Consider the following 18,417-nt stretch of genomic DNA (forward strand, 5'->3'; position numbering starts at 1 on the left):
TTTGCTATGAAAAACATGGATTTTTGAAAAATTCTTCTTGAAATCATCCTTCGTTTTTAAAATTATGCTAAACTGAAAGAAGTTGAATTACTTTCTAGAATCAGGAGGATTTATTATTGGAGTTTCTTAAAAAATCAAAAATTTTTGCAGGTCTAGTGATCGTCTGTCTCTTAGGGATCGCGGTCTGGATCTATTCAAATATACTGTTTGTCTTTCGACCACTGGAAGCCATTTTTTCTAGTGTCTTTTTACCAGTATTGATTTCGATTTTTATTTTTTACATCTTTTTACCTTTCTTTAATTGGGTAAAAAAAAGAACGAAAAAGAAAAGCATTGCGCTATATTCGACATTGCTGCTGATCGTTTTTGCAGCGTATTTGATCGTTCAGGTGATTGGACCAGCATTAGCCTATGAGATGGGGCGTTTTATCAATCAAATTCCCATCATCATCAATTTGGTGATCGATACTATTGATCATTCTTATTTAGAAGAATTATTTGGTCCTTTTATTGATTCGATTGATATTTCCCAAGCTAGCAACTTTGCCTTACAGTTTATTACCGGGGCAACCAATAGTCTGACGAGTTTGATCTCCATCGTTTCTCATTCAGCGATCGTCCTGTTTACGATCCCACTGTTATTAGTGTATATGTTTAAAGACGGTGAGAAAGTTCCTGATTTTTTGGCAAGTAAGACACCGAAAAACTATCAAGGCTTAATGCGACAACTTTGTAGTGATTTTCATCAAGCAGCGTCAGCGTACATCGGTGGGAAATTGCTGGTTTGTTCTTATGTTGCGGTTTCAAGCTATTTCATTTTTTCTTTGCTAGGCTTACAAAATGCCTTACTATTAGGATTAATTTGCGGCGTTCTGGACATTATTCCTTATTTCGGCCCCTTTATCGGAGCAGCACCAGCCTTTTTATTTGCGTTAAGTCAAGACATTCGAACAGCTATTTTTCTGATTGTCGGAATCACGATCATTCAGTTAGGTGAATCGTATCTTGTTTCACCATTAGTGATGAAAAAAGTATTGCATATCCATCCAATCATTGCGGTTTTCTTATTATTGATTGCCGGCAACTTGCTTGGATTTGTAGGCATGATCGTGGCACTGCCAGTGTATTCGATCGTGATGGCAATGTCTGGTACATTGTTGCGTTTTTTTCAAGAACGAAAATTAGAACGATCTGTAATTGATAAAGATTCATTATAACGAAAATGTTCTACCTTGCTGTTGGAGCGGTCTCCATCAGCAGGTTTTTTTGTTTTTAAGCACTACGTAGCAAGGCCTCAAGACAAATGCTATACTTATTGAAACGAGAAGGACGATAGGAGTGAGGAAATGAAGGTTTTATGGAACGATCAAATCGTTGATCGAGAAGCGGTGAAAATTGACATTGAAGATCGCGGTTATCAGTATGGTGACGGAATCTATGAAGTGATTCGAATCTATAATGGTCGCTGCTTTATGTTAGGGGAGCATATGACTCGCTTAGAAAGTAGTGCGCAAAAAATTAAACTGACGTTGCCTTATACAATTCCCCAATTAACTGAAAACCTTAAGTTACTGGTTAAAACCGAAGGAATCACAGAAGGAGAGATCTATCTTCAAATCACCAGAGGAATCGCCTCTCCCCGCAATCACGAGTTTCCGTCTGCTGGAGCAGTCAAAGGAGTCGTGACCGCAAATGTGATCCCCTTTGAACGACCTCTGGAAATGCAGCATGCAGGGCTATCTGCGACCGTTCTTCCAGATGAGCGTTGGTTGCATTGTGATATCAAATCATTGAGCTTGTTAGGAAATCTGTTAGCGCTAGATCAAGCGATCGAAGCGGGGTTCGATGATGCACTCCTACAACGAGATGGATGTTTCACGGAAGCTTCGGCATCAAATCTCTGGTTTGTCATTGATGGTATCGTCTATACACATCCGGATGGACGCTTGGTATTACCAGGTATCACGAAAATGAAGGTGCTACAGTTGTGTCAGCAATTAGAAATTCCTTATCGAGAAGAACCTGTCCCTGTTGAGGTACTAAACAACGCGCAAGAATGTTTTTTGACCAATTCTGTCTGGGAAATTGTGCCTATCGTCAAAGTAGATGGGAAATCAGTTGGCAATGGTACATTGGGTTCGATCACGAAACGTTTGCAAGCAGCCTATATCGCTGCTACAAAGAGTATGTGCGAATCCTAGTTAACAAGCAAAAGAAACGATTCAAAAAAACTTTGGCCCACCCAGCATGTTTTATAGCTAGGTGGACCAAAGTTTTTTCTTGGATACAAGTGCAGATTTTACCATTCACTAGGATTCCACAATTTTCCGTCAAGTTCTCCTTGTTTCAATTCGATTCGAATTTCTTGCTGATGAAGCAACTTCTCTAGTTCTTGCAAAAATGCTTTTTCGTGATAGTCAGCTGTTTCTTTTATTGACTGCTCTATCAGTGGCTTCAGCCATTCGTGATCCATCACAGCACCTCCAATTCAGTTAAAGCGTCTTCTAATTCGGTCAATGTTTCATGGTTTTCCTGCAACAGGGATAGCAAAGGAGCAAGCTGCGGTTTTTCAGAAACCAAACGCGCCAGCTTTTCGCTAAACCATTGTTGCTTTTGATCAAATGTAAAGGGAGCCGGCATTGATAACAGTTGCTGATAGGCAATGACAAAGGCTCGTTTCTCTTGTTCTGATTTATACATCAGTTGATCGAGGACAACGATGGGGAGTGCCGTCATTTGGTGTTTTTTTGCCATGAGTACCAGTGGGTGCAAAATTTCATTGAAGGTCGTATTTTCTCGGCCGCCTAGCTGAAATTCTTTGGCGGCAACGCCGGTAGAAACGGCGAAACTAATTTCCTTGCCCACCAATGCAGGGGCACATTTTTCCCAAACCGTATCGATCCAAGCTTTCATTTTTGCTGGAACGCTGTACCAATATAGGGGAAATTGTAGAATCAAACGATCGCATGTTTGCAACAGCATCCGTTCATTGGCGAGAGAAAAATCAGAAAGATCATCAAGGAAATGCATGGTGACGTTAGGAAGCTTGGCACTTTCACTAAAGAATCGTTGGGAAAGCGAATTGTGGAAATCCGGATGGCTGGCTACCACTAAAGTTTTTATCATGAGACTGATCATCCTTTCCTATTACATTTACCATATTTTACCAAAAAGAGAAACTAGTCTGCTTTTCTTTTTGTCGAAGTTCTTCTCTTTTAGTTTCGTTTAAGGTACTTCTTTTATACTTGTTATAAGAAAAAGCCAGTAGCGGCTTAAGCGTGATAGAAATGGGGGAATAGAGGATGGAATCAAATGATCCCTTGATGAAAGGTCTAGCAACTATAATAAGGATCGTTGCAAATACAGTGAACTATGTCGAAAATGGACTTGCCAGTTGCAAACAACGAATTGATGGAAAGCGTCAAACGAAAGAAAATGATTACGGCAACGGGCAAGAGTTTACTGAAGTGACTGTCTACAGATGACCGATGCAAAGAAAATAACAAAGATGGCTCACTCCTCAAAGGGTGAGTCCTTTTTTTTATTTCAAGCCATTCATCATCAGTTTGTACTTTTGTTGAGGGAAGGTATAATGAGTAAATGAAGCATAGTGGAGACGGAAGAATGAAGCAATAGTAGGGAGGAGAAGCAGGTGATGAATCATTTATATAAACGAATCCAATACAAAATTCCAGAGCTGAACCGAGTAGAAAGAACGGTCCTTAACTATTGTTTAAGGGCGCCCGAGAAAGTTTCAGAAATGACGGCCGATGAGTTAGCTTCCCAAACGTACACCAGTCAAGCGACGATCAGCAGAATGGCAAAAAAGCTTGGCTTTACCGGTTTTCAAGAATTCAAATTTTCACTGAAGAATTATCAAACTCTTGAAAGAAAATCATCTACTCAAGCTTCTCTTGGCTTATCCCCACTGATCAAGCAAATGATTGACCAGCTGACGACATCCTTATCAATGATTGAAGAGGCTGACTTTCAGCGTGCTGTGGAAATGTTGCAGCAAGCACAACGAATCGAATTTTTTGCTTTAGGGCAAAGTGCGCCGGTTGCATTATCTGCGAGTCGAAAGTTGCGGTTCTTAGGAAAAACGGTTGGCGCTTCAACGGATTGGGATGAATTGACAACCATCGCTAATCAACTATCAAAAAAAGATATGGCTATTTTTATTAGTCATAGTGGGGAAACAATCGGGATGCTAAATTATGCTAACCGGTTGAAACAAAGAGGTGTGCCGATTTTAGCCTGTATTGGTCAATCAACAAGCACGTTGGAAAAGCTTGCCACCTTCTCTTTTTCTGTTGAAATGACAACGATTTATCATCATGAAGTCGATTTGAGCCCACGGATCTCTTTAGCAGCGTTACTGGATATTTTAATTATTCAATACGCCAATCAAATCGAACCAGGACTTGATCCTGAATGACCATTCCATTTTGTGAATGGTCATTCTTGTTTTGGTAACTGTATTGTAAGCCTTCTTGATATCGTTTACATTTTAAGAGATAAAAGTGTTAGGAGGAAATCATATGCAAAAAGGAAAGAAAGCAAGCTGGATGGAAATTTTTCAAGGACTTGGGAAAACATTTATGTTGCCAGTCGCTTTACTCGCATTCATGGGTTTATTTTTAGGGATTGGTAGTTCATTTTCATCTTCTTCAACGATCGACGTTTTCCCATTTTTAGGTGCCTCTTGGCTTCAAGTGGTTTTTCGTTTCATGTCAACGATCGGTGGGTTTGCCTTTAGTTACTTACCCGTCATGTTTGCGATGGCGATTCCTTTAGGTCTAGCACGAAAAGAGAAGGGAGTTGCGGCATTTTCAGGCTTTGTGGGCTATGTCGTGATGCATTTATCCATCAATTTTTATTTACAAGAAACGAATCAATTAGCTACTGCAGATCAACTTCGAGAAGCAGGACAAGAGATCGTTTTTGGCATTCAAACATTATCAATGGGTGTTCTAGGTGGTATTATCGCAGGATTGATCGTTTATAAATTGCATACGCGCTTCTACCATTTTCAATTGCCAGATAGTTTTGCCTTCTTTTCAGGAGCCCGGTTTGTTCCAATCATCACCTCGCTTACTTTAGCTGTGGTCGGGGTGATCATTCCGATGATTTGGCCATTGTTTGCTATGATCATCACAGGAATCGGACATTTGATCCAACAAGCTGGTCCTTTCGGTCCGTTCTTATTTGGTTCAGGTGAGCGCTTATTACTGCCATTTGGGTTACACCATATTTTGGTTTCCATGATTCGCTTTACCGAAGCAGGGGGAAGTCAGCTGATCGATGGTCAGCAAGTCTTTGGGGCGTTAAATATTTTTTATGCGGAATTACAAAACGGTTTAAGCATCTCACCAAGTGCAACGGCGTTCTTGTCTCAAGGGAAAATGCCAACCTTTATGTTTGGCTTACCGGCAGCAGCATTAGCTATGTACCAGACAGCAAAACCTGAGAATCGTTCAAAGATAAAAGGCTTGTTGATTTCAGGCGTCATTGCAACTTTTGTGACAGGAATTACTGAACCAATCGAATTTTTATTCTTATTCATCAGCCCTTTATTATGGATTTTTCATGTCATCATGACAGGTGCTGGATTTATGGTAATGAGTCTACTGGGTGTCACGATTGGAAATACCGATGGGGGCGTGCTTGATTTTCTTATCTTTGGCGTGATGCAAGGCGCATATACAAAATGGTGGCTCGTTCTGATCGTAGGAGCTTGCTGGTTTGCCCTATATTACTTTGTTTTTAAAACAGTGATCCTTCGCAAGAACTTGAAGACACCTGGTAGAGAAGAGAACAACGATCAAACGAATGAGTTGGAAGAGGAAATGACCTATTCTGGAAAGAGTGGCTACGATGCCCATGGTATTTTGGCAGCTTTAGGGGGAGCAAGCAATATTGATTCTTTAGACAATTGCATTACCCGGCTACGCCTCGTTCTAAACGATGGTACATTGGTTGATGATGAACGGCTGAAAAAACTAGGTGCGCTTGGGGTCGTTCACTTAGATGATACGAACGTTCAAGTAATCATTGGAACGAAAGTAACAACAGTCAGAAATCAACTTGATGCGATTCTTTAGCAAAATTGTCAAGTAGTAGGAGTGAAGAAAATGTTTTTTGATGAACCAATCAATCGTAAAGGAACCCAGTGTACTCAGTGGGATTATGTTGAAGACCGTTTTGGTGAAAAAAACTTGTTGCCATTTACGATTTCCGATACGGATTTCAAGGTGCCAGCTGCAGTTGAAGCGGCACTTATCAAGCGGATGCAGCACCCGGTATTTGGGTATACACGTTGGAATCATAATGAATTCAAGCAAGCGGTCTGCAAATGGTATTCTGAACGCTTTAAAAGTAGGATCGACAGCGATTGGCTGGTCTACAGTCCTTCCGTCATGTATAGCATCAAACTACTCGTCACCTTACTCAGCAATCCAGGAGATGGGATCATTATTCAGACGCCAGCGTATGATGCGTTTTATAAAATGATCAAAGAGAACAAAAGAAAAATCGTACCTAATGCACTCATCTATGATGCCAACTCGTATCGCATTGATTTTGAAGAGCTAACAAGATTGATGGCACAGCCTGAAAACAAAGTTCTTCTCTTATGTAGTCCTCATAACCCAACTGGGAGAGTCTGGCAAAAAGATGAGTTGCAACGAATGATCGAATTGGCGAGAATCCATGATGTATTTATCATCTCTGATGAGATTCATATGGATATTGTAAGAAAAGGACAAAGGCATCAACCAATCATTGATTTGTTGCAAAAAAATGTAGCCCTTGTTACTTCGGGAAGCAAAACGTTTAATTTCCCAGGGTTGATTTATTCTTATGGAATCATTCCTGACTCCAAGTTGCGTGATCGCTTCTTAAATCAGTTGAAAGAAGCCGATGGGTTGAGCTCCACCAGTATTTTTGGCATGACCGCAACGATTGCTGCCTACGATAATGAAAGTAAGTGGGTGGATCAGCTCAATGACTATCTGGATGATAACATTGCTTATGTGATTGCTTATTTACAGGAATATCATCCAGAACTCGTGGTCACGAAAAGCGAAGCCACGTATCTTATGTGGATTGATTGTACAGCACTGGATTTAACGATGGTGGAATTGCAGCAACGAATGATTCGTAAGGGAAAAGTCGCGATTATGTCAGGGGAAATCTATGGGAATGAAGGGAGAAATTTTTTACGCCTAAACGTTGGCTGTTCGCGAGAAAAACTCATTGATGGATTGAACCGATTCACATTGAGTTTGACATAACAAAAAAGAACCCACTGAGCAATCAGAAAGATCCTGTATTCTTTCTGATCGCCAGTGGATTTTTTAGTCTTTCGTCCTGTGGGGAGTTGATGTAGTAGTAGCGGGGATTGGTTCAACGACATGGAAATAGCCTTTTTTGTCTTGAATGATCAGCATATCTTGCTGACTCTGGCTCTTGATGATTTCACCTTTAACAATTTCGTTGGTGACAGTCCGATAAATACTTGCAGTCATGCTCATTCCTCCCAACGTTTTTTCCCAACTGGTCTTCAATAGGGGGACCAGTACAAATCAATTGCTTGATTTGTACCAGCAAGGAAAAAGAAAACGAATTGGTATCTTTAGTATAGGAGAGCAATGTTTAGATTGCTGCAATTCCATGTAAAGATTTTGTTAATTCTTTTATTTTCAACGATTGACTAATCGGCTAAAGAAAAACGCAAGGCCATTTTATTACTGCCAGACTCCACCATTTTTCCTAGTAACGTTGTTGCATTTTTTAAATACAGTTCGGCCATCTCAGCGTTGGCTTCTTCAAGCAGACGAGTAGGCTCCTTTTCAGCGGAAGCTTTACGATCAGTTTCTTGTTGGATGCGGCGACAAGCCGCCATCGTTTCCATTTCAAAACGGTTGGCAAGATCACTATAGCGATCGTAGTCGCTGTCCCCAATCAACGCCAAGGTGCGTCCTAACCAATAGCTATTTGTTGGATCGTAGGTCTTTGTCGTATCACAATAGCCAAGTGGGGTCTTAGTGATAGCTGCATAAAAGGGCACAACGCCGTTGAAGGTATTGGGCCCAAAGGCGAGCCAATGAATGCCAGCGATTGCTGCAGGCACGTGGTTGCGGATCTGCAAAATATGGACTTGCTGGTTGCGATTGAGAGCAATCGATCGAAATTGTGTTTTTTGTGTCTCGGTCCCTGTACCGTAAGGGTCAAAAGGCGTATTTTGGAAGTGGGAGCTTAATGCCCATTTTACATCTTCCACGGATAGCTTTTGTTTTGGGTAGCATACAAACGGGAGCTCTTGATCGATCGGTTCAGCAACTGTTCCGCTAAAGTGTTTTTGAATGTACCATGCCCGCGGGTTGTTGTAACGGGTATCTTTTTCTGAGGAGCTGCCAAAAATATGGCGTAGATTAATGCCTTCAAAATCAGGATTTAATTGATAGTCTTCAATCAACTGTTCGAGATCCTGCGAACACAACGTCATTTCTGAGGCGAAATCGAAGTGATCAATGTTTAAGCGATTGGGTGCCACGACATAGGCATCATCTGGTATGCGAACAGCTGCCCAGTGATGTCCACCGATGGTTTCCATATACCAAATTTCCTCGGCATCAGAAAACGCGATCCCGTTGGCTTCGTAGGTCCCATAGGTTTCTAAGAGTTCCCCTAGGCGAAGAACACCTTCTTTAGCGGAATGAATGTAAGGCAGTACAATGCTGACGAAATCAGCTTCCCCGATACCATCTTCCACATATGGATTAATGGCCAAAACGCGTGAATTGGTCGTAATCGTTTCTGTCGCAGTCATGGCGATATTTACTTCATTGATTCCTGAAGCTGCCCAGACTCCTTGGGATTCATCTGCTTCAGGTGTCGAAGTATAACGTAAGGGATCCTTAGGTAAACGGATTCGACAGCCGCTTAAAACGGCGTAAAATTCATTTCCTTGCTGTTCTGGAGTGATGACGACGAATTTTTGCGGTTCCGAACCGCTCCCTGAATCTTCATTACGGGCAATCATGGTCGAGCCGTCAATCGATGCTTTTTTTCCTACTAGTAAAGTGGTACAGGACGCTTTTTTTCTATCCATCTTTCCAACACTCCTTCATTTCTTCTTACGAATGATTGAAGCTAGTATACCCATAGTCACATGGATTTACAATGCTTTCTATAGAGGGGAACAAAAAAATTTCGCCTTTTTTATTTATTTTTAGTACAATAAGGTGTTGTAAAAAAAATCAAAGGAGCCATTATTATGAAGAAAACAGTAATTTTTAGTTATATTTTTTTACTAAGTCTGGTTTTTGCCGGATGTGCCAAACCATCGATGGATGCGGGTAACTCCTCTAGTGACTCTTCGTCAGTCCAACAAAATGCCGAAGAGCGCACTGCCCAAATCAGCTTCAATAATAAAAGTGAAGAGCAAGACCAGGAGATCGAAACCAAAACCGTCACTTTTAAAGAAGGGGTTTCTTTGATGACTATCATGAAAGAGAACTTTGACTTGGAAGAAAATCAAGGGATGATCACCAGCATCGATGGTTTAGCCCAAGATGAAAAAGCTGGCTATTATTGGACATATACGATCAATGATGAAATGATTACGACTGGGGCAGATGATACCTTTTTAGGAAACAACGATAAAGTGGTTTTCACCTATGAAAAATTCGAATAAACCACTTGTATTTGCTAGAAAAGAAATTGCTTATTTAGGGTTGCTTGTAGCAGCAGCCGTCGTCGGCAGGACACTTTTTCAACCCTTACCCAATGTTCAACCAATGACGGTGATCTTTTTATTAGTAACCATCCATTTAGGTCTTAGTCGTGGATTGATCGTTTGTCTGCTCTCGATACTGATTACCAATTTTTACATGGGAATGGGGGTATGGACGATTGCCCAATTGATTAGCTATGCCGTCGTAATTTTTGGAATGTATCTATTATCAAAAAGCAAACTGTTTATGAAAAAGTTGTATTTACAAGTCATTTATAGTGTATTTGCAGGTTTTGCGTATGGCTTTGTGATATCTTGGATCAGTGTCAAGCTTTATGGGTTTCCTAGCTTTGGGGCTTACTATTTTCAAGGAGTGAGCTTTGATGCGTTGCATGCAGCGGGGAATGGCATCTTTTATTTGATGCTGGCACCGATTTTTCTGCGACTTTTCCAACACTACTATCCAAATAAAGACAGCGAAGGGCACTAAGCGCCTCGCTGTCTTTTTGCTTGACTCAGCAGTCGTGGTGACAAAAACGTCTATGTCTAGAGGAAAAGTCTTTGATGATCAAACGTGTTGAATGGGGCTATGTGAGGAAACAAGCAGGCATATTGTTGTGCAAAAGCGTTTTCTGCAGGTATCCTTAAGGTAGCTAAGGAAGGATGTGGCTTTTGATGAAATGGATCGTGAAAAAAGATGATTTAGAAAGCTACCGTGCGAAGTTCCATGGAAAACTGGCTGGTTATGCCGAGGAAGCCAAAATGATTGCCCTGCCAACACCAAAGTATTTTATCGTGGTGGTTGACGAAGAAAAAATCCACTTGATTCAGTTAGATCTGCAATTTCATGAAAAAGGGATGCAGACAATTATGATCCATGAGATCACAAAATTACAACTAGGCGGTGTGGTAAATAAAAAAGTTCAGATTCAGACACCTTCGTCCACTGTCAAATTAATGATCAAACCGTTGGCGATCGGTATCAAAGAGGAGCAAAAAGCCTTGATTGATCGGTTTACCAGAATGTCGCGATAAACATCGGAGGAACACGCGGGAAAAATCAGCTGGATTTTTTCAGAAAAAAAGCAAGGGCAGTTGTCTGCACTTGCTTTTCGTGAGTCCTGTTATTCTGGCGTACCGACGATTTTAATAAATTCATCGATATTCTTGATCTTCATATGTTTGATCACTAACTGTTCCCGCTTGTTCCATTTTCCTTCAACTTCTAATTGGTATTTATTTAATGGAAGGCGTAAGACATAGCTGGCTAAGTAGCGATCCTTAATAATGCAATTTACGATTTTGTGGTCTTCTAAAAGTTGGATACCTGTCAGCATCATTGGCGTTTCTTGAAAAACGCGGCTATTGACTAACAATCCAGTGTGGGTTTCGTTCATGGGATCTTCCTTTCTGATAAACCTGGGATAAATCATCTTTCTGTCTGTTATGTTACCTGATTTGCATCAGAAAGGCAATTCCTATAATAAATCCTCGTTATTATAGGTCAAGCACAAAGAAAGGAGGGAAACGACATGGTTGGGTATAATCGTTTCTCAAATGAGTTTCAAAAGGCTTCGAAAGAACTCCGTGAAGGGAAGAAGTCCAAAAATGCCAATAAGGGGCTGCGAACCCGACAAAAAATCGCTGCTGAAAAAGAGCAAAAAGCACAAAATGCTTTTTCGACTGGTTTTTTGATCGGTTCCTTCAGAGAGTTATTCCGCAAAAAATAAGCAAGTTCCGCTGCCAAAGCGGGACTTGCTTTTTGTTTAGAATAAATAATTGAAGAAGACACCATTGAGAAAGGAAAAGCTTAGATAGAATAGAAAAAGTGTTACGATATCCAGTGGTAAACCTTTTAGAATTGGCGGAATCGTGGCAATTTGATTCCGTGTATGAACCCCTGACAAAGCACAAGAAAAGAGGAAATACATGCCTACAGCAACAAATAAATTGGTTAAATAATCGGTATAGGGAAATTGGGTCACGGTGGCGATCGTCAGCAAGAAGACACTGACTAGGGTCGTCTTTTTTAGATCATTCGTCAAGAAACGTTTTTTTGCAGGAACGATCAGTAAACACAAGCCCCCCGCAATCAAGGCGATGATGGCAGCACTTACCAAGTTGGTGACCACTTGATTGCCATAGACGAAACGATTTTGAAGTAAAAGATAAAAGCTTAACCCACTGAACAAGTAAGCGACCGCAATGATCCCTGAGAGGAAAACCACCCGTGTCGTCACGTTCGGTTTTTTCTCTTTGACGGTTGGTGCCAAATTTTGACAGGCGTAATTTGTGAGTAGAATGACTAGAAAGACCACTAGCCGATTGGCGATCATCATAAGGAACCCTCCTTTTTTACGATTTAGCTCATGATTTTAAGGTTGAACGGGGTCTTTTTTCCTTCCCCTAATATGCGAAGGCGTAAGAAGCGATCAATAAGTGGGGTGAAACAATTCATGATCAAGATGGCATAGCTCATGCCTTCATTTGTAAAACCAAAGAAACGGAAGAGCACAACGAGGAGGCCAACGCCTAAGGCAAAAAGATTTTCTCCTGCTTTTGTTCCTGGTGTCGAAGAATAATCAGTCGCCATATAAATCGCACCCAACATGGCACCACCACTGATGATATGACCGATGACCGTTTGCCAACTGCCAGTAAAAAGTCCTTCTGGACCAAGGATAAAAGCAAAGAGCCCGATCGTCGCAAAGATAATCAGTGGGATACGAGGGGAGATGATTTTCTTGTAAACGAGAAAAATCCCACCCAACAGTAAAAGTAAGGCACTGGTTTCACCGATTCGTCCTCCGGTAAATCCTAAAAAGGCATCCACTAGTTCAGAGCCACTCAACGTTTCTCCTGCTTTCATGACAGCTAATGGTGTGGCACCAGAAACAACATCGTTCGCTGTAGCCTGCGAAACGACATCAGGTGCGATGCTGCCAAAAGGTGGATTAGGCCAACTGATTAGAAACATTTGGTTATAAAACAAGCCAATCAACAGGGCTCGACCGCCGAGGGCTGGATTTAGAAAATTATAACCAATACCGCCAAAAAATTCTTTGACGATGATTACGGCAAACGCCACCCCAATCACGGGAAAATACCAAGGTGCGGTTGGTGGGAGGTTCATCGTTAAAAGCAAGGCCGTCACGACGATGCTTAAATCGAAGCGAAACGGCCGTTTGACAAGATAGGACCAAAGTCCGTCGGCAGCAAACGCCGTGGCTAGTGCAATGAAAAACAAGCCATAAACTTTCAATCCAAAAAGGTAGCCAGAGAATAAAACTGCTGGCAGCAAGGCTAATACCACACACCCCATGATTTTAATGGTCTCGTCATTGCTGCGAATATGGGGGCTTGGGGGTGTTTCTTGATTTTTCCTTTGCTGAAAGAGACGTTCGCTATCGGAATCCTTGTAATAATCAGGCACTTTCCTTCGCCTCCTTTTGCAACTGGGCAACTTTGCCTTTTGCGGCAGTGATATTGGCAGCTAAGGAACGTTTAGCTGGGCAGACGAAGGTACAGGCACCACAATTGATACATGCTTCTGCCAATAATTCTTCACACTTTTGATAATCCCCCGCTCGATAAAACTGATCGATCTCCATTGGCATGAGGCGCATTGGACAAGCTTCGACACATTTGTTGCAGCGAATACAGGGATTTTCGGCATAGAGCCAATCGGTTTCTTCATTAAAAACAACGATGCCGTTGCTGCCTTTGGTGACCGGAACTTTCAAGGTTTTGACAGATTTTCCCATCATTGGTCCACCAAGAATCAATTTGCTGGGGGCTCCTTGAAAGCCGCCGGCAAAGTCGATCAATTCTCCTGCGAGTGTTCCTAACGGATTTTTGACGATGCAGGGATTTTGAACATCGCCGGTAACGGTTGTATAGCGTTCAATCAACGGTTTGTCATAACAGACCGCTTCGGCGATGGCAAAGCTGGTGGCAACATTGATCAAGACGATACCGATATCGGCAGTCAAACCACCTAACGGCACCTCTTGATCGGTCAATAACTCTACTAACTGCTTTTCACCACCGGTTGGATAAACAGTTGGGACAGTAACGACTTCTATCGTGTCATCCTCTGCACTTGCGGCTTGCATGGCTGAAATGGCTCTTGGTTTGTCATCTTCGATGCCTATTATGATTTTTGGACCATCCAGTAACTTTTGGGCGATCTTTGCACCGTGAATGATTTTCTGGGCTTCTTTTTGCATTAAGAAAGCATCACTGCGTAAGAACGGCTCACATTCAGAACCATTTAAGATCAAAGTATGGATTTTTTGGGTTTCATCAATACTGAATTTGACATGGGTGGGAAACGTTGCACCGCCTTTGCCGGCGACGCCGCCTTGACGGATTTTGTTGAGGATGGTTTCGTTAGCAGCAGATTGCCAGTCGAAGGGGGCTGACAAAAAATCATTTTGATAAGCATAATCATTTTCAATGATGATGGTTTTTCCTTCTTCATTGTTTTGATTCGGCCAATCGACCATGTCGACGATTTTACCCGAAACAGATGCATGAATTTTGGCAGATACAAACGCATCAGACTCAGCGATCACTTGCCCTTGCTTGACGTAATCACCAACGGAAACAATCGGTTCCACCGGAGCACCAATATGTTGTGCTAAAGGGATAAAGACCATCGTGGGTGAAAAGGTAAGAATTTCATCTTGTTCGATCATTAATTTTTCTTTTAACATTTTTAATGGGGGACTTAGTGAAATACCGCCAGTAAATGTTCTCATAACCAACACTCCTTTCTCTCCTAAGTTTATTCTAGCATGCCATAAGGAATCACAAAACCCAAAACGCTTACATTTCACAAGAAAAACTTCTTTCGGTTGACATATGATTGTTTATTCATATATAATAAGTCTATAAATATGATTGATCGTTCATATGATAGATGGACTAGAGGAGGTTTTACTGATGGCTGAACATACTTGTCAACATGATCACACAAAAACGGAGGGGCATTCTCATACTCACGATCATGGGACTCTCCCACGTAACATTTATTTTGTAGGCTTACTGCTCTTTATACTGGCACTTTTTGTTCCGAACCAATGGGTGAAAGATGGGTTTTATTTTGCTGCGGTTTTATTAGCAGGTTATCACATTTCGTGGGAAGGAATCGAGGATACCATAAAGAGTACCAGAGCCAATCGGCGATTCACACCGAATGTACATCTTTTGATGTTGTTGGCAGCGATTGGTTCCATGGTCATAGGAAATTTTAATGAAGCAGCTTTGTTGATTTTGATTTTTGCAGGCGCTCACTTCTTAGAAGAATACGCCGAGGGACAAAGTCGAAGAGAAATCACCAATCTTCTCAAATTGAATCCCACGGAAGCCCGTTTGATGGGTCCGGATGGGAAAACCAAAAAAATTGCCGCTTCTGAGATAAAAAAAGGAGATATTTTGCAAGTGCTACCTGGTGATCAGTTAGCAACAGATGGCGTAATCCTTTCTGGAACGAGTGCCATCAATGAAGCTTCGATCAATGGGGAAAGTATTCCTCGAGAAAAGACTACAGGAGACGAAGTCTATGGGAGTACGATTAATGGAAACGGCACATTTTTGATGGAAGTCACGAAAGACAGCTCTGAAACAGTCTTCGCAAAAATTCTTTCAGTGGTGGAAGCGGCGCAATCAAATCAATCACCGACCGAAACACGAATCAAAAAAATCGAACCAATCTATGTAACAGTTGTTTTCATTGCAGTTCCTTTGTTCATTTTGACTGCACCGTTTCTCTTTGGTTGGGATTGGTATACAAGTTTTTATCGTGGGATCGTAATGATGATTGCGGCTTCTCCTTGTGCTTTAGCGGCAAGCGCCGTCCCTGCTAGTTTATCGGCGATCTCGAATCTAGCGAAAAAAGGGATTCTTTTTAAAGGGAGCAATTACTTGACCAATTTCGCTCAGATCAAAGCGGTGGCTTTTGACAAAACGGGAACTTTGACCGTCGGAAAACCTACAGTCACGGAAGCCGTTTTCGCTGATACGATCGATCGAGCAGAGGCAGCAGCGGTCATCGTTTCGATGGAAAAGCAAGCCAACCACCCATTAGCAGATGCGATCGTTACTTATTTCGAGAAGACAGAGAAAATACGAGAAATCGAACAGTTGACTGTCACAAACGAGATTGGTTCCGGTTTAGGTGCCGTCGCAGGAACAAAAACCTATCGATTAGGAAAAAGAACCGAAAACACCCAGTTAACAGGTTTGATGGAGCAACAGTACCGTCAATTGGAAGCGCAAGGAAAAACAATGGTCGTGTTTTCCATCAACGAAGAGGTTACGGCGATCATCGCATTGATGGATGAGCCGAACGAACAGGCAGCTTCTGTGATTCATTATTTGAAAAATGAAGGTATCCATACTGTTATGATCACCGGAGACAGTGCTTCTGCTGGTGAAGCAATCGGTCAGCGCTTAAAGGTTGACCAAGTGGCTGCCAATGTTTTGCCTGAGAACAAAGCGGAAGCGGTACGAGCACTCCAAGAAGCATACGGACAAACCGCCATGGTGGGTGATGGTATCAATGATGCCCCTGCACTTGTTCAAGCAGACATCGGCTTTGCGATGGGGGAAGGGTCAGATGTTGCGATTGAAGTAGGAGACGCAGTGATCATGAAGAATGATCTTTCGCGTTTTGCATATGCCTATCGCTTAGCGAAGAAGATGGATCGGATCATTTGGCAAAATATTTTTTTCTCCATGTTTATCGTCGCGTTATTAGTCGGCTTGAATCTATTCGGCATGATGAACATTGGGTTGGGGGTATTTGCCCATGAAGGCAGTACATTGATCGTATTGTTTAACGGGTTACGTCTTTTGCGTAAACTGCCAGAAGCATAAAAAAAGCGGCTATCGAAAGATAGCTGCTTTTTTAATGACTGAATTGTGTCGAAGTTGGAAAATCAAAGGCATCGATTTTTTGTAATCGATTTTCGATCCTTCTTAGAATTCCTTCAGAGGATTCTAACGGTTTGATTGCATGATAAGCAGTCAGCAATAGGACTTTTTCTTTAGCAGGACGATTTTCGATGCGATAGATATTGGCTAATCGTTCAACATATTCGTAATGACTATAGTCCGTTTTATTGATCAAGAAGTGCAAGAGATCTTTTGCTTTCGCATAGTCTTCTTGAAGATAGAAACTGATCGCTTCACGATACAATTTGATATCGAGTTCTTCGATTTGTTCTGGATTCGCTTTTAACGCACGCCACTCATTGATCGAGATTTTTCGTACGACTTTGCCAGTTGCATCGGTCAAAAAAATTACCGGCACATCATTTGGATGTTTTGCTTCTTGCTTAATTTTCTTCATGTCGCACCTCCCGCCTCTCAATGGACTGACTGTTTGATATCTCCTATTTTAAAAGGAATAGCGGGAAAAGTCTACATGTAGATGTTAGATTCGTAGAAAATTTTAAAACATTCTCATTTATTAGGCTCTTTTTCGTTGAAAATGATTAATAGCGTCGGATGCCCCCATGAAAATCAAGATACCGCCAAAAATTTGGAAGAACAGTAGCCAAGTGGCGAATGGATTCAATACGAGAACGAGTCCAGCAGCAATAATCAAAAGACTGATGATTAAGCTCGTGATGTAAGGTAAACCAATGCGTTTTTGGTTAAAGCTTGCCATTAAGCGGGTGCATCCGCTGATGGTGATCATAATCCCTAAGAAAAATGGCACGATGGCAAGTAATCCTTTAGCAAAAACTAAAATCGCAGCTGCAGCAATCAACAGTAAGATACCAGAGACCGACTGCACATTGCGATAGCCCTTTTGTTTTTCTTTGTAGCTCGTATACAAGCTGATAATCCCTAGACATGCGATGTATCCGGCAACGAGATAAACGATCGTGTTGAAAACAGATCGTGGTGCAATCAAGATAATGAAGCCGAAGACGATATATACGACGGCACGAAGCAAGTCATAGCGTTGTAATTTATCAAAAAATGCATTCATGATAATTCCTCCTTTTTTTCTTATTGTACCGAATTCTTGTTAAAATAGATATCAAAAAACCTACGAAATAGGCTAAGCCTTTTGTATCAGATGGTTTTTTGGTAGAATAAGGAAAAGAAAACAGAACGGAGAGTATTATGAGTGGGTTAACGCTAGTGATGTGTGCCTTTACGATCGTTTTATACCTTTATTTATTCGTGGTAAGGAAAGACATTCAATTTCTTGCTGTGGAGCGCAAACTAAGCAAGGTCGCCATTACGATTTTTTCAGTAATGATTATCCTATCTATGGTGATGATGGAAGAGGCACTTGATAATCGGGTGCGAGGGATCGTTTCGGGTTTGGTCTTTTTGAGCTTTGTTTTAGATAGCCGCGGCTTAGCACTTGATCGAATCATTGTCCATCCAATGAGTATCAAAGGGGTACTCTACCAAGAGATCGATCGAGTCGTTTTATTTCAAGAAAAGGAAGGGCAGCCCATCAAGATGAACTATTTTCGAAGAGGGATGAGAGGCCCATTGATGAAATTCAAGCAGCCATTAGCAGAATTGGTTGTTTTCTTGTCAGAACACTTGAATGAAGGGACACCGATCGATATTTTAGTCGATCATGATCAAGGAACAAAGGACTAAAAGACCCTCGATTACTGCCAGTTTAAGGCGTAATCAAGGGT

Annotated in this window: 22 protein-coding genes; 12 read left to right on the forward strand and 10 right to left on the reverse strand. The window is 41.6% G+C overall.

The genetic code is table 11. The features are described from left to right. Positions 1-116: 116 nt before the first annotated feature. Together IGJ12_RS07885 and dat are read left to right on the forward strand one after the other, a co-directional pair. On the forward strand, positions 117-1,217 hold the full coding sequence (locus tag IGJ12_RS07885) for an AI-2E family transporter (RefSeq protein ID WP_008381956.1): 1,101 nt from the start codon (positions 117-119) through the stop codon (positions 1,215-1,217). Between the two features lie 129 nt (positions 1,218-1,346). Continuing rightward, a complete protein-coding gene (dat, locus tag IGJ12_RS07890; RefSeq protein ID WP_016619965.1) occupies positions 1,347-2,201 on the forward strand; it encodes a D-amino-acid transaminase in 855 nt (284 codons plus the stop codon). A gap of 98 nt (positions 2,202-2,299) precedes the next feature. On the opposite strand, the gene IGJ12_RS07895 is transcribed toward dat, so the two are convergent. Both IGJ12_RS07895 and IGJ12_RS07900 read right to left on the reverse strand, forming a co-directional pair. After that, positions 2,300-2,473 (reverse strand): hypothetical protein, encoded by a 174-nt coding sequence (locus tag IGJ12_RS07895; RefSeq protein ID WP_005236169.1) that lies wholly within the window; start codon positions 2,471-2,473, stop codon positions 2,300-2,302. Next, positions 2,473-3,138: an NAD(P)H-dependent oxidoreductase gene (locus tag IGJ12_RS07900; protein ID WP_430619542.1), complete on the reverse strand. Its 666-nt coding sequence runs from the start codon at positions 3,136-3,138 to the stop codon at positions 2,473-2,475. Before IGJ12_RS07900 ends, IGJ12_RS07895 begins: the two co-directional genes overlap by 1 nt. Positions 3,139-3,302: 164 nt before the next feature. On the opposite strand from IGJ12_RS07900, the gene IGJ12_RS07905 reads away from it, so the two are divergent. From IGJ12_RS07905 to IGJ12_RS07920, 4 genes are all read left to right on the forward strand, one after another. Then, entirely contained in the window at positions 3,303-3,485 is a 183-nt protein-coding gene (locus IGJ12_RS07905) for a hypothetical protein (RefSeq protein WP_008381949.1), read from the forward strand. A 170-nt stretch (positions 3,486-3,655) separates the two neighbouring features. Next, positions 3,656-4,438, forward strand: a complete 783-nt coding sequence (locus tag IGJ12_RS07910; protein ID WP_005236161.1) for a MurR/RpiR family transcriptional regulator — start codon at positions 3,656-3,658, stop codon at positions 4,436-4,438. 103 nt (positions 4,439-4,541) lie between these two features. Continuing rightward, entirely contained in the window at positions 4,542-6,104 is a 1,563-nt protein-coding gene (gene malX, locus IGJ12_RS07915) for a maltose/glucose-specific PTS transporter subunit IIBC (protein WP_008381946.1), read from the forward strand. Positions 6,105-6,134: 30 nt separating this feature from the next. Continuing rightward, entirely contained in the window at positions 6,135-7,295 is a 1,161-nt protein-coding gene (locus IGJ12_RS07920) for a MalY/PatB family protein (RefSeq protein ID WP_430619543.1), read from the forward strand. 63 nt (positions 7,296-7,358) lie between these two features. Here the strand turns inward: IGJ12_RS07920 and IGJ12_RS07925 are convergent, their stop codons facing one another. Continuing rightward, entirely contained in the window at positions 7,359-7,529 is a 171-nt protein-coding gene (locus IGJ12_RS07925; protein ID WP_005236154.1) for a hypothetical protein, read from the reverse strand. Between the two features lie 185 nt (positions 7,530-7,714). Then, a complete protein-coding gene (locus IGJ12_RS07930) occupies positions 7,715-9,115 on the reverse strand; it encodes a C69 family dipeptidase (protein WP_430619544.1) in 1,401 nt (466 codons plus the stop codon). Positions 9,116-9,280: 165 nt separating this feature from the next. Between IGJ12_RS07930 and IGJ12_RS07935 the strand changes: the two genes are divergently transcribed. The 3 genes from IGJ12_RS07935 to IGJ12_RS07945 all read left to right on the forward strand — a co-directional run bounded on the left by IGJ12_RS07935 (position 9,281) and on the right by IGJ12_RS07945 (position 10,774). Further along, positions 9,281-9,700, forward strand: coding sequence for a DUF4430 domain-containing protein (locus IGJ12_RS07935; protein ID WP_016612115.1), 420 nt, complete (start codon positions 9,281-9,283; stop codon positions 9,698-9,700). Continuing rightward, the gene (locus IGJ12_RS07940; protein ID WP_430619545.1) at positions 9,684-10,229 is read left to right on the forward strand and encodes an ECF transporter S component; all 546 of its coding nucleotides are present in this window, start codon (positions 9,684-9,686) and stop codon (positions 10,227-10,229) included. Before IGJ12_RS07935 ends, IGJ12_RS07940 begins: the two co-directional genes overlap by 17 nt. Positions 10,230-10,402: 173 nt before the next feature. Then, a complete protein-coding gene (locus tag IGJ12_RS07945) occupies positions 10,403-10,774 on the forward strand; it encodes a hypothetical protein (protein WP_005236147.1) in 372 nt (123 codons plus the stop codon). Between the two features lie 89 nt (positions 10,775-10,863). Here IGJ12_RS07945 and IGJ12_RS07950 read toward each other — a convergent pair whose 3' ends face one another. After that, a complete protein-coding gene (locus IGJ12_RS07950) occupies positions 10,864-11,136 on the reverse strand; it encodes a hypothetical protein (protein ID WP_005226206.1) in 273 nt (90 codons plus the stop codon). Between the two features lie 135 nt (positions 11,137-11,271). Between IGJ12_RS07950 and IGJ12_RS07955 the strand changes: the two genes are divergently transcribed. Continuing rightward, positions 11,272-11,469, forward strand: a complete 198-nt coding sequence (locus tag IGJ12_RS07955; RefSeq protein WP_005236143.1) for a hypothetical protein — start codon at positions 11,272-11,274, stop codon at positions 11,467-11,469. Positions 11,470-11,505: 36 nt separating this feature from the next. Here IGJ12_RS07955 and IGJ12_RS07960 read toward each other — a convergent pair whose 3' ends face one another. The 3 genes from IGJ12_RS07960 to rsxC are packed head-to-tail and all read right to left on the reverse strand — an operon-like array spanning position 11,506 to position 14,502. Next, entirely contained in the window at positions 11,506-12,078 is a 573-nt protein-coding gene (locus IGJ12_RS07960) for a hypothetical protein (protein ID WP_005236140.1), read from the reverse strand. Between the two features lie 23 nt (positions 12,079-12,101). Further along, positions 12,102-13,172: an RnfABCDGE type electron transport complex subunit D gene (locus IGJ12_RS07965; protein WP_430619546.1), complete on the reverse strand. Its 1,071-nt coding sequence runs from the start codon at positions 13,170-13,172 to the stop codon at positions 12,102-12,104. Beyond that, entirely contained in the window at positions 13,165-14,502 is a 1,338-nt protein-coding gene (rsxC, locus tag IGJ12_RS07970; protein ID WP_005236138.1) for an electron transport complex subunit RsxC, read from the reverse strand. Before rsxC ends, IGJ12_RS07965 begins: the two co-directional genes overlap by 8 nt. 184 nt (positions 14,503-14,686) lie before the next feature. On the opposite strand from rsxC, the gene IGJ12_RS07975 reads away from it, so the two are divergent. Further along, positions 14,687-16,621 carry a heavy metal translocating P-type ATPase gene (locus IGJ12_RS07975; RefSeq protein ID WP_086299473.1) on the forward strand — a complete coding sequence of 645 codons (1,935 nt, stop codon included), beginning with the start codon at positions 14,687-14,689 and terminating at the stop codon, positions 16,619-16,621. A gap of 31 nt (positions 16,622-16,652) precedes the next feature. Here the strand turns inward: IGJ12_RS07975 and IGJ12_RS07980 are convergent, their stop codons facing one another. Next, complete coding sequence (locus tag IGJ12_RS07980; protein WP_008381931.1) at positions 16,653-17,096, reverse strand: hypothetical protein; 444 nt, start codon at positions 17,094-17,096, stop codon at positions 16,653-16,655. A gap of 120 nt (positions 17,097-17,216) precedes the next feature. After that, positions 17,217-17,744 (reverse strand): HdeD family acid-resistance protein, encoded by a 528-nt coding sequence (locus IGJ12_RS07985; RefSeq protein WP_008381929.1) that lies wholly within the window; start codon positions 17,742-17,744, stop codon positions 17,217-17,219. Positions 17,745-17,881: 137 nt separating this feature from the next. On the opposite strand from IGJ12_RS07985, the gene IGJ12_RS07990 reads away from it, so the two are divergent. Further along, positions 17,882-18,376 carry a hypothetical protein gene (locus IGJ12_RS07990; protein WP_005226198.1) on the forward strand — a complete coding sequence of 165 codons (495 nt, stop codon included), beginning with the start codon at positions 17,882-17,884 and terminating at the stop codon, positions 18,374-18,376. Positions 18,377-18,417: the final 41 nt, after the last annotated feature.

It is taken from the genome of Enterococcus sp. DIV0802b (genome assembly GCF_050543535.1).
GTDB classification, from domain to species: Bacteria; Bacillota; Bacilli; order Lactobacillales; family Enterococcaceae; genus Enterococcus_D; species Enterococcus_D entomosocium.

Coding starts and splice junctions, on each gene's coding strand:
- IGJ12_RS07945 (WP_005236147.1), top strand. CDS start 10,403: ATGTGGCTTTTGATGAAATGGATCGTGAAAAAAGATGATTTAGAAAGC.
- IGJ12_RS07925 (WP_005236154.1), bottom strand. CDS start 7,529: ATGACTGCAAGTATTTATCGGACTGTCACCAACGAAATTGTTAAAGGT.
- IGJ12_RS07940 (WP_430619545.1), top strand. CDS start 9,684: ATGAAAAATTCGAATAAACCACTTGTATTTGCTAGAAAAGAAATTGCT.
- malX (WP_008381946.1), top strand. CDS start 4,542: ATGCAAAAAGGAAAGAAAGCAAGCTGGATGGAAATTTTTCAAGGACTT.
- IGJ12_RS07990 (WP_005226198.1), top strand. CDS start 17,882: ATGAGTGGGTTAACGCTAGTGATGTGTGCCTTTACGATCGTTTTATAC.
- IGJ12_RS07960 (WP_005236140.1), bottom strand. CDS start 12,078: ATGATGATCGCCAATCGGCTAGTGGTCTTTCTAGTCATTCTACTCACA.
- IGJ12_RS07910 (WP_005236161.1), top strand. CDS start 3,656: ATGAATCATTTATATAAACGAATCCAATACAAAATTCCAGAGCTGAAC.
- IGJ12_RS07985 (WP_008381929.1), bottom strand. CDS start 17,744: ATGAATGCATTTTTTGATAAATTACAACGCTATGACTTGCTTCGTGCC.
- IGJ12_RS07935 (WP_016612115.1), top strand. CDS start 9,281: ATGAAGAAAACAGTAATTTTTAGTTATATTTTTTTACTAAGTCTGGTT.
- IGJ12_RS07950 (WP_005226206.1), bottom strand. CDS start 11,136: ATGAACGAAACCCACACTGGATTGTTAGTCAATAGCCGCGTTTTTCAA.
- dat (WP_016619965.1), top strand. CDS start 1,347: ATGAAGGTTTTATGGAACGATCAAATCGTTGATCGAGAAGCGGTGAAA.
- IGJ12_RS07900 (WP_430619542.1), bottom strand. CDS start 3,138: ATGATCAGTCTCATGATAAAAACTTTAGTGGTAGCCAGCCATCCGGAT.
- rsxC (WP_005236138.1), bottom strand. CDS start 14,502: ATGAGAACATTTACTGGCGGTATTTCACTAAGTCCCCCATTAAAAATG.
- IGJ12_RS07980 (WP_008381931.1), bottom strand. CDS start 17,096: ATGAAGAAAATTAAGCAAGAAGCAAAACATCCAAATGATGTGCCGGTA.
- IGJ12_RS07895 (WP_005236169.1), bottom strand. CDS start 2,473: ATGGATCACGAATGGCTGAAGCCACTGATAGAGCAGTCAATAAAAGAA.
- IGJ12_RS07975 (WP_086299473.1), top strand. CDS start 14,687: ATGGCTGAACATACTTGTCAACATGATCACACAAAAACGGAGGGGCAT.
- IGJ12_RS07920 (WP_430619543.1), top strand. CDS start 6,135: ATGTTTTTTGATGAACCAATCAATCGTAAAGGAACCCAGTGTACTCAG.
- IGJ12_RS07955 (WP_005236143.1), top strand. CDS start 11,272: ATGGTTGGGTATAATCGTTTCTCAAATGAGTTTCAAAAGGCTTCGAAA.
- IGJ12_RS07905 (WP_008381949.1), top strand. CDS start 3,303: ATGGAATCAAATGATCCCTTGATGAAAGGTCTAGCAACTATAATAAGG.
- IGJ12_RS07930 (WP_430619544.1), bottom strand. CDS start 9,115: ATGGATAGAAAAAAAGCGTCCTGTACCACTTTACTAGTAGGAAAAAAA.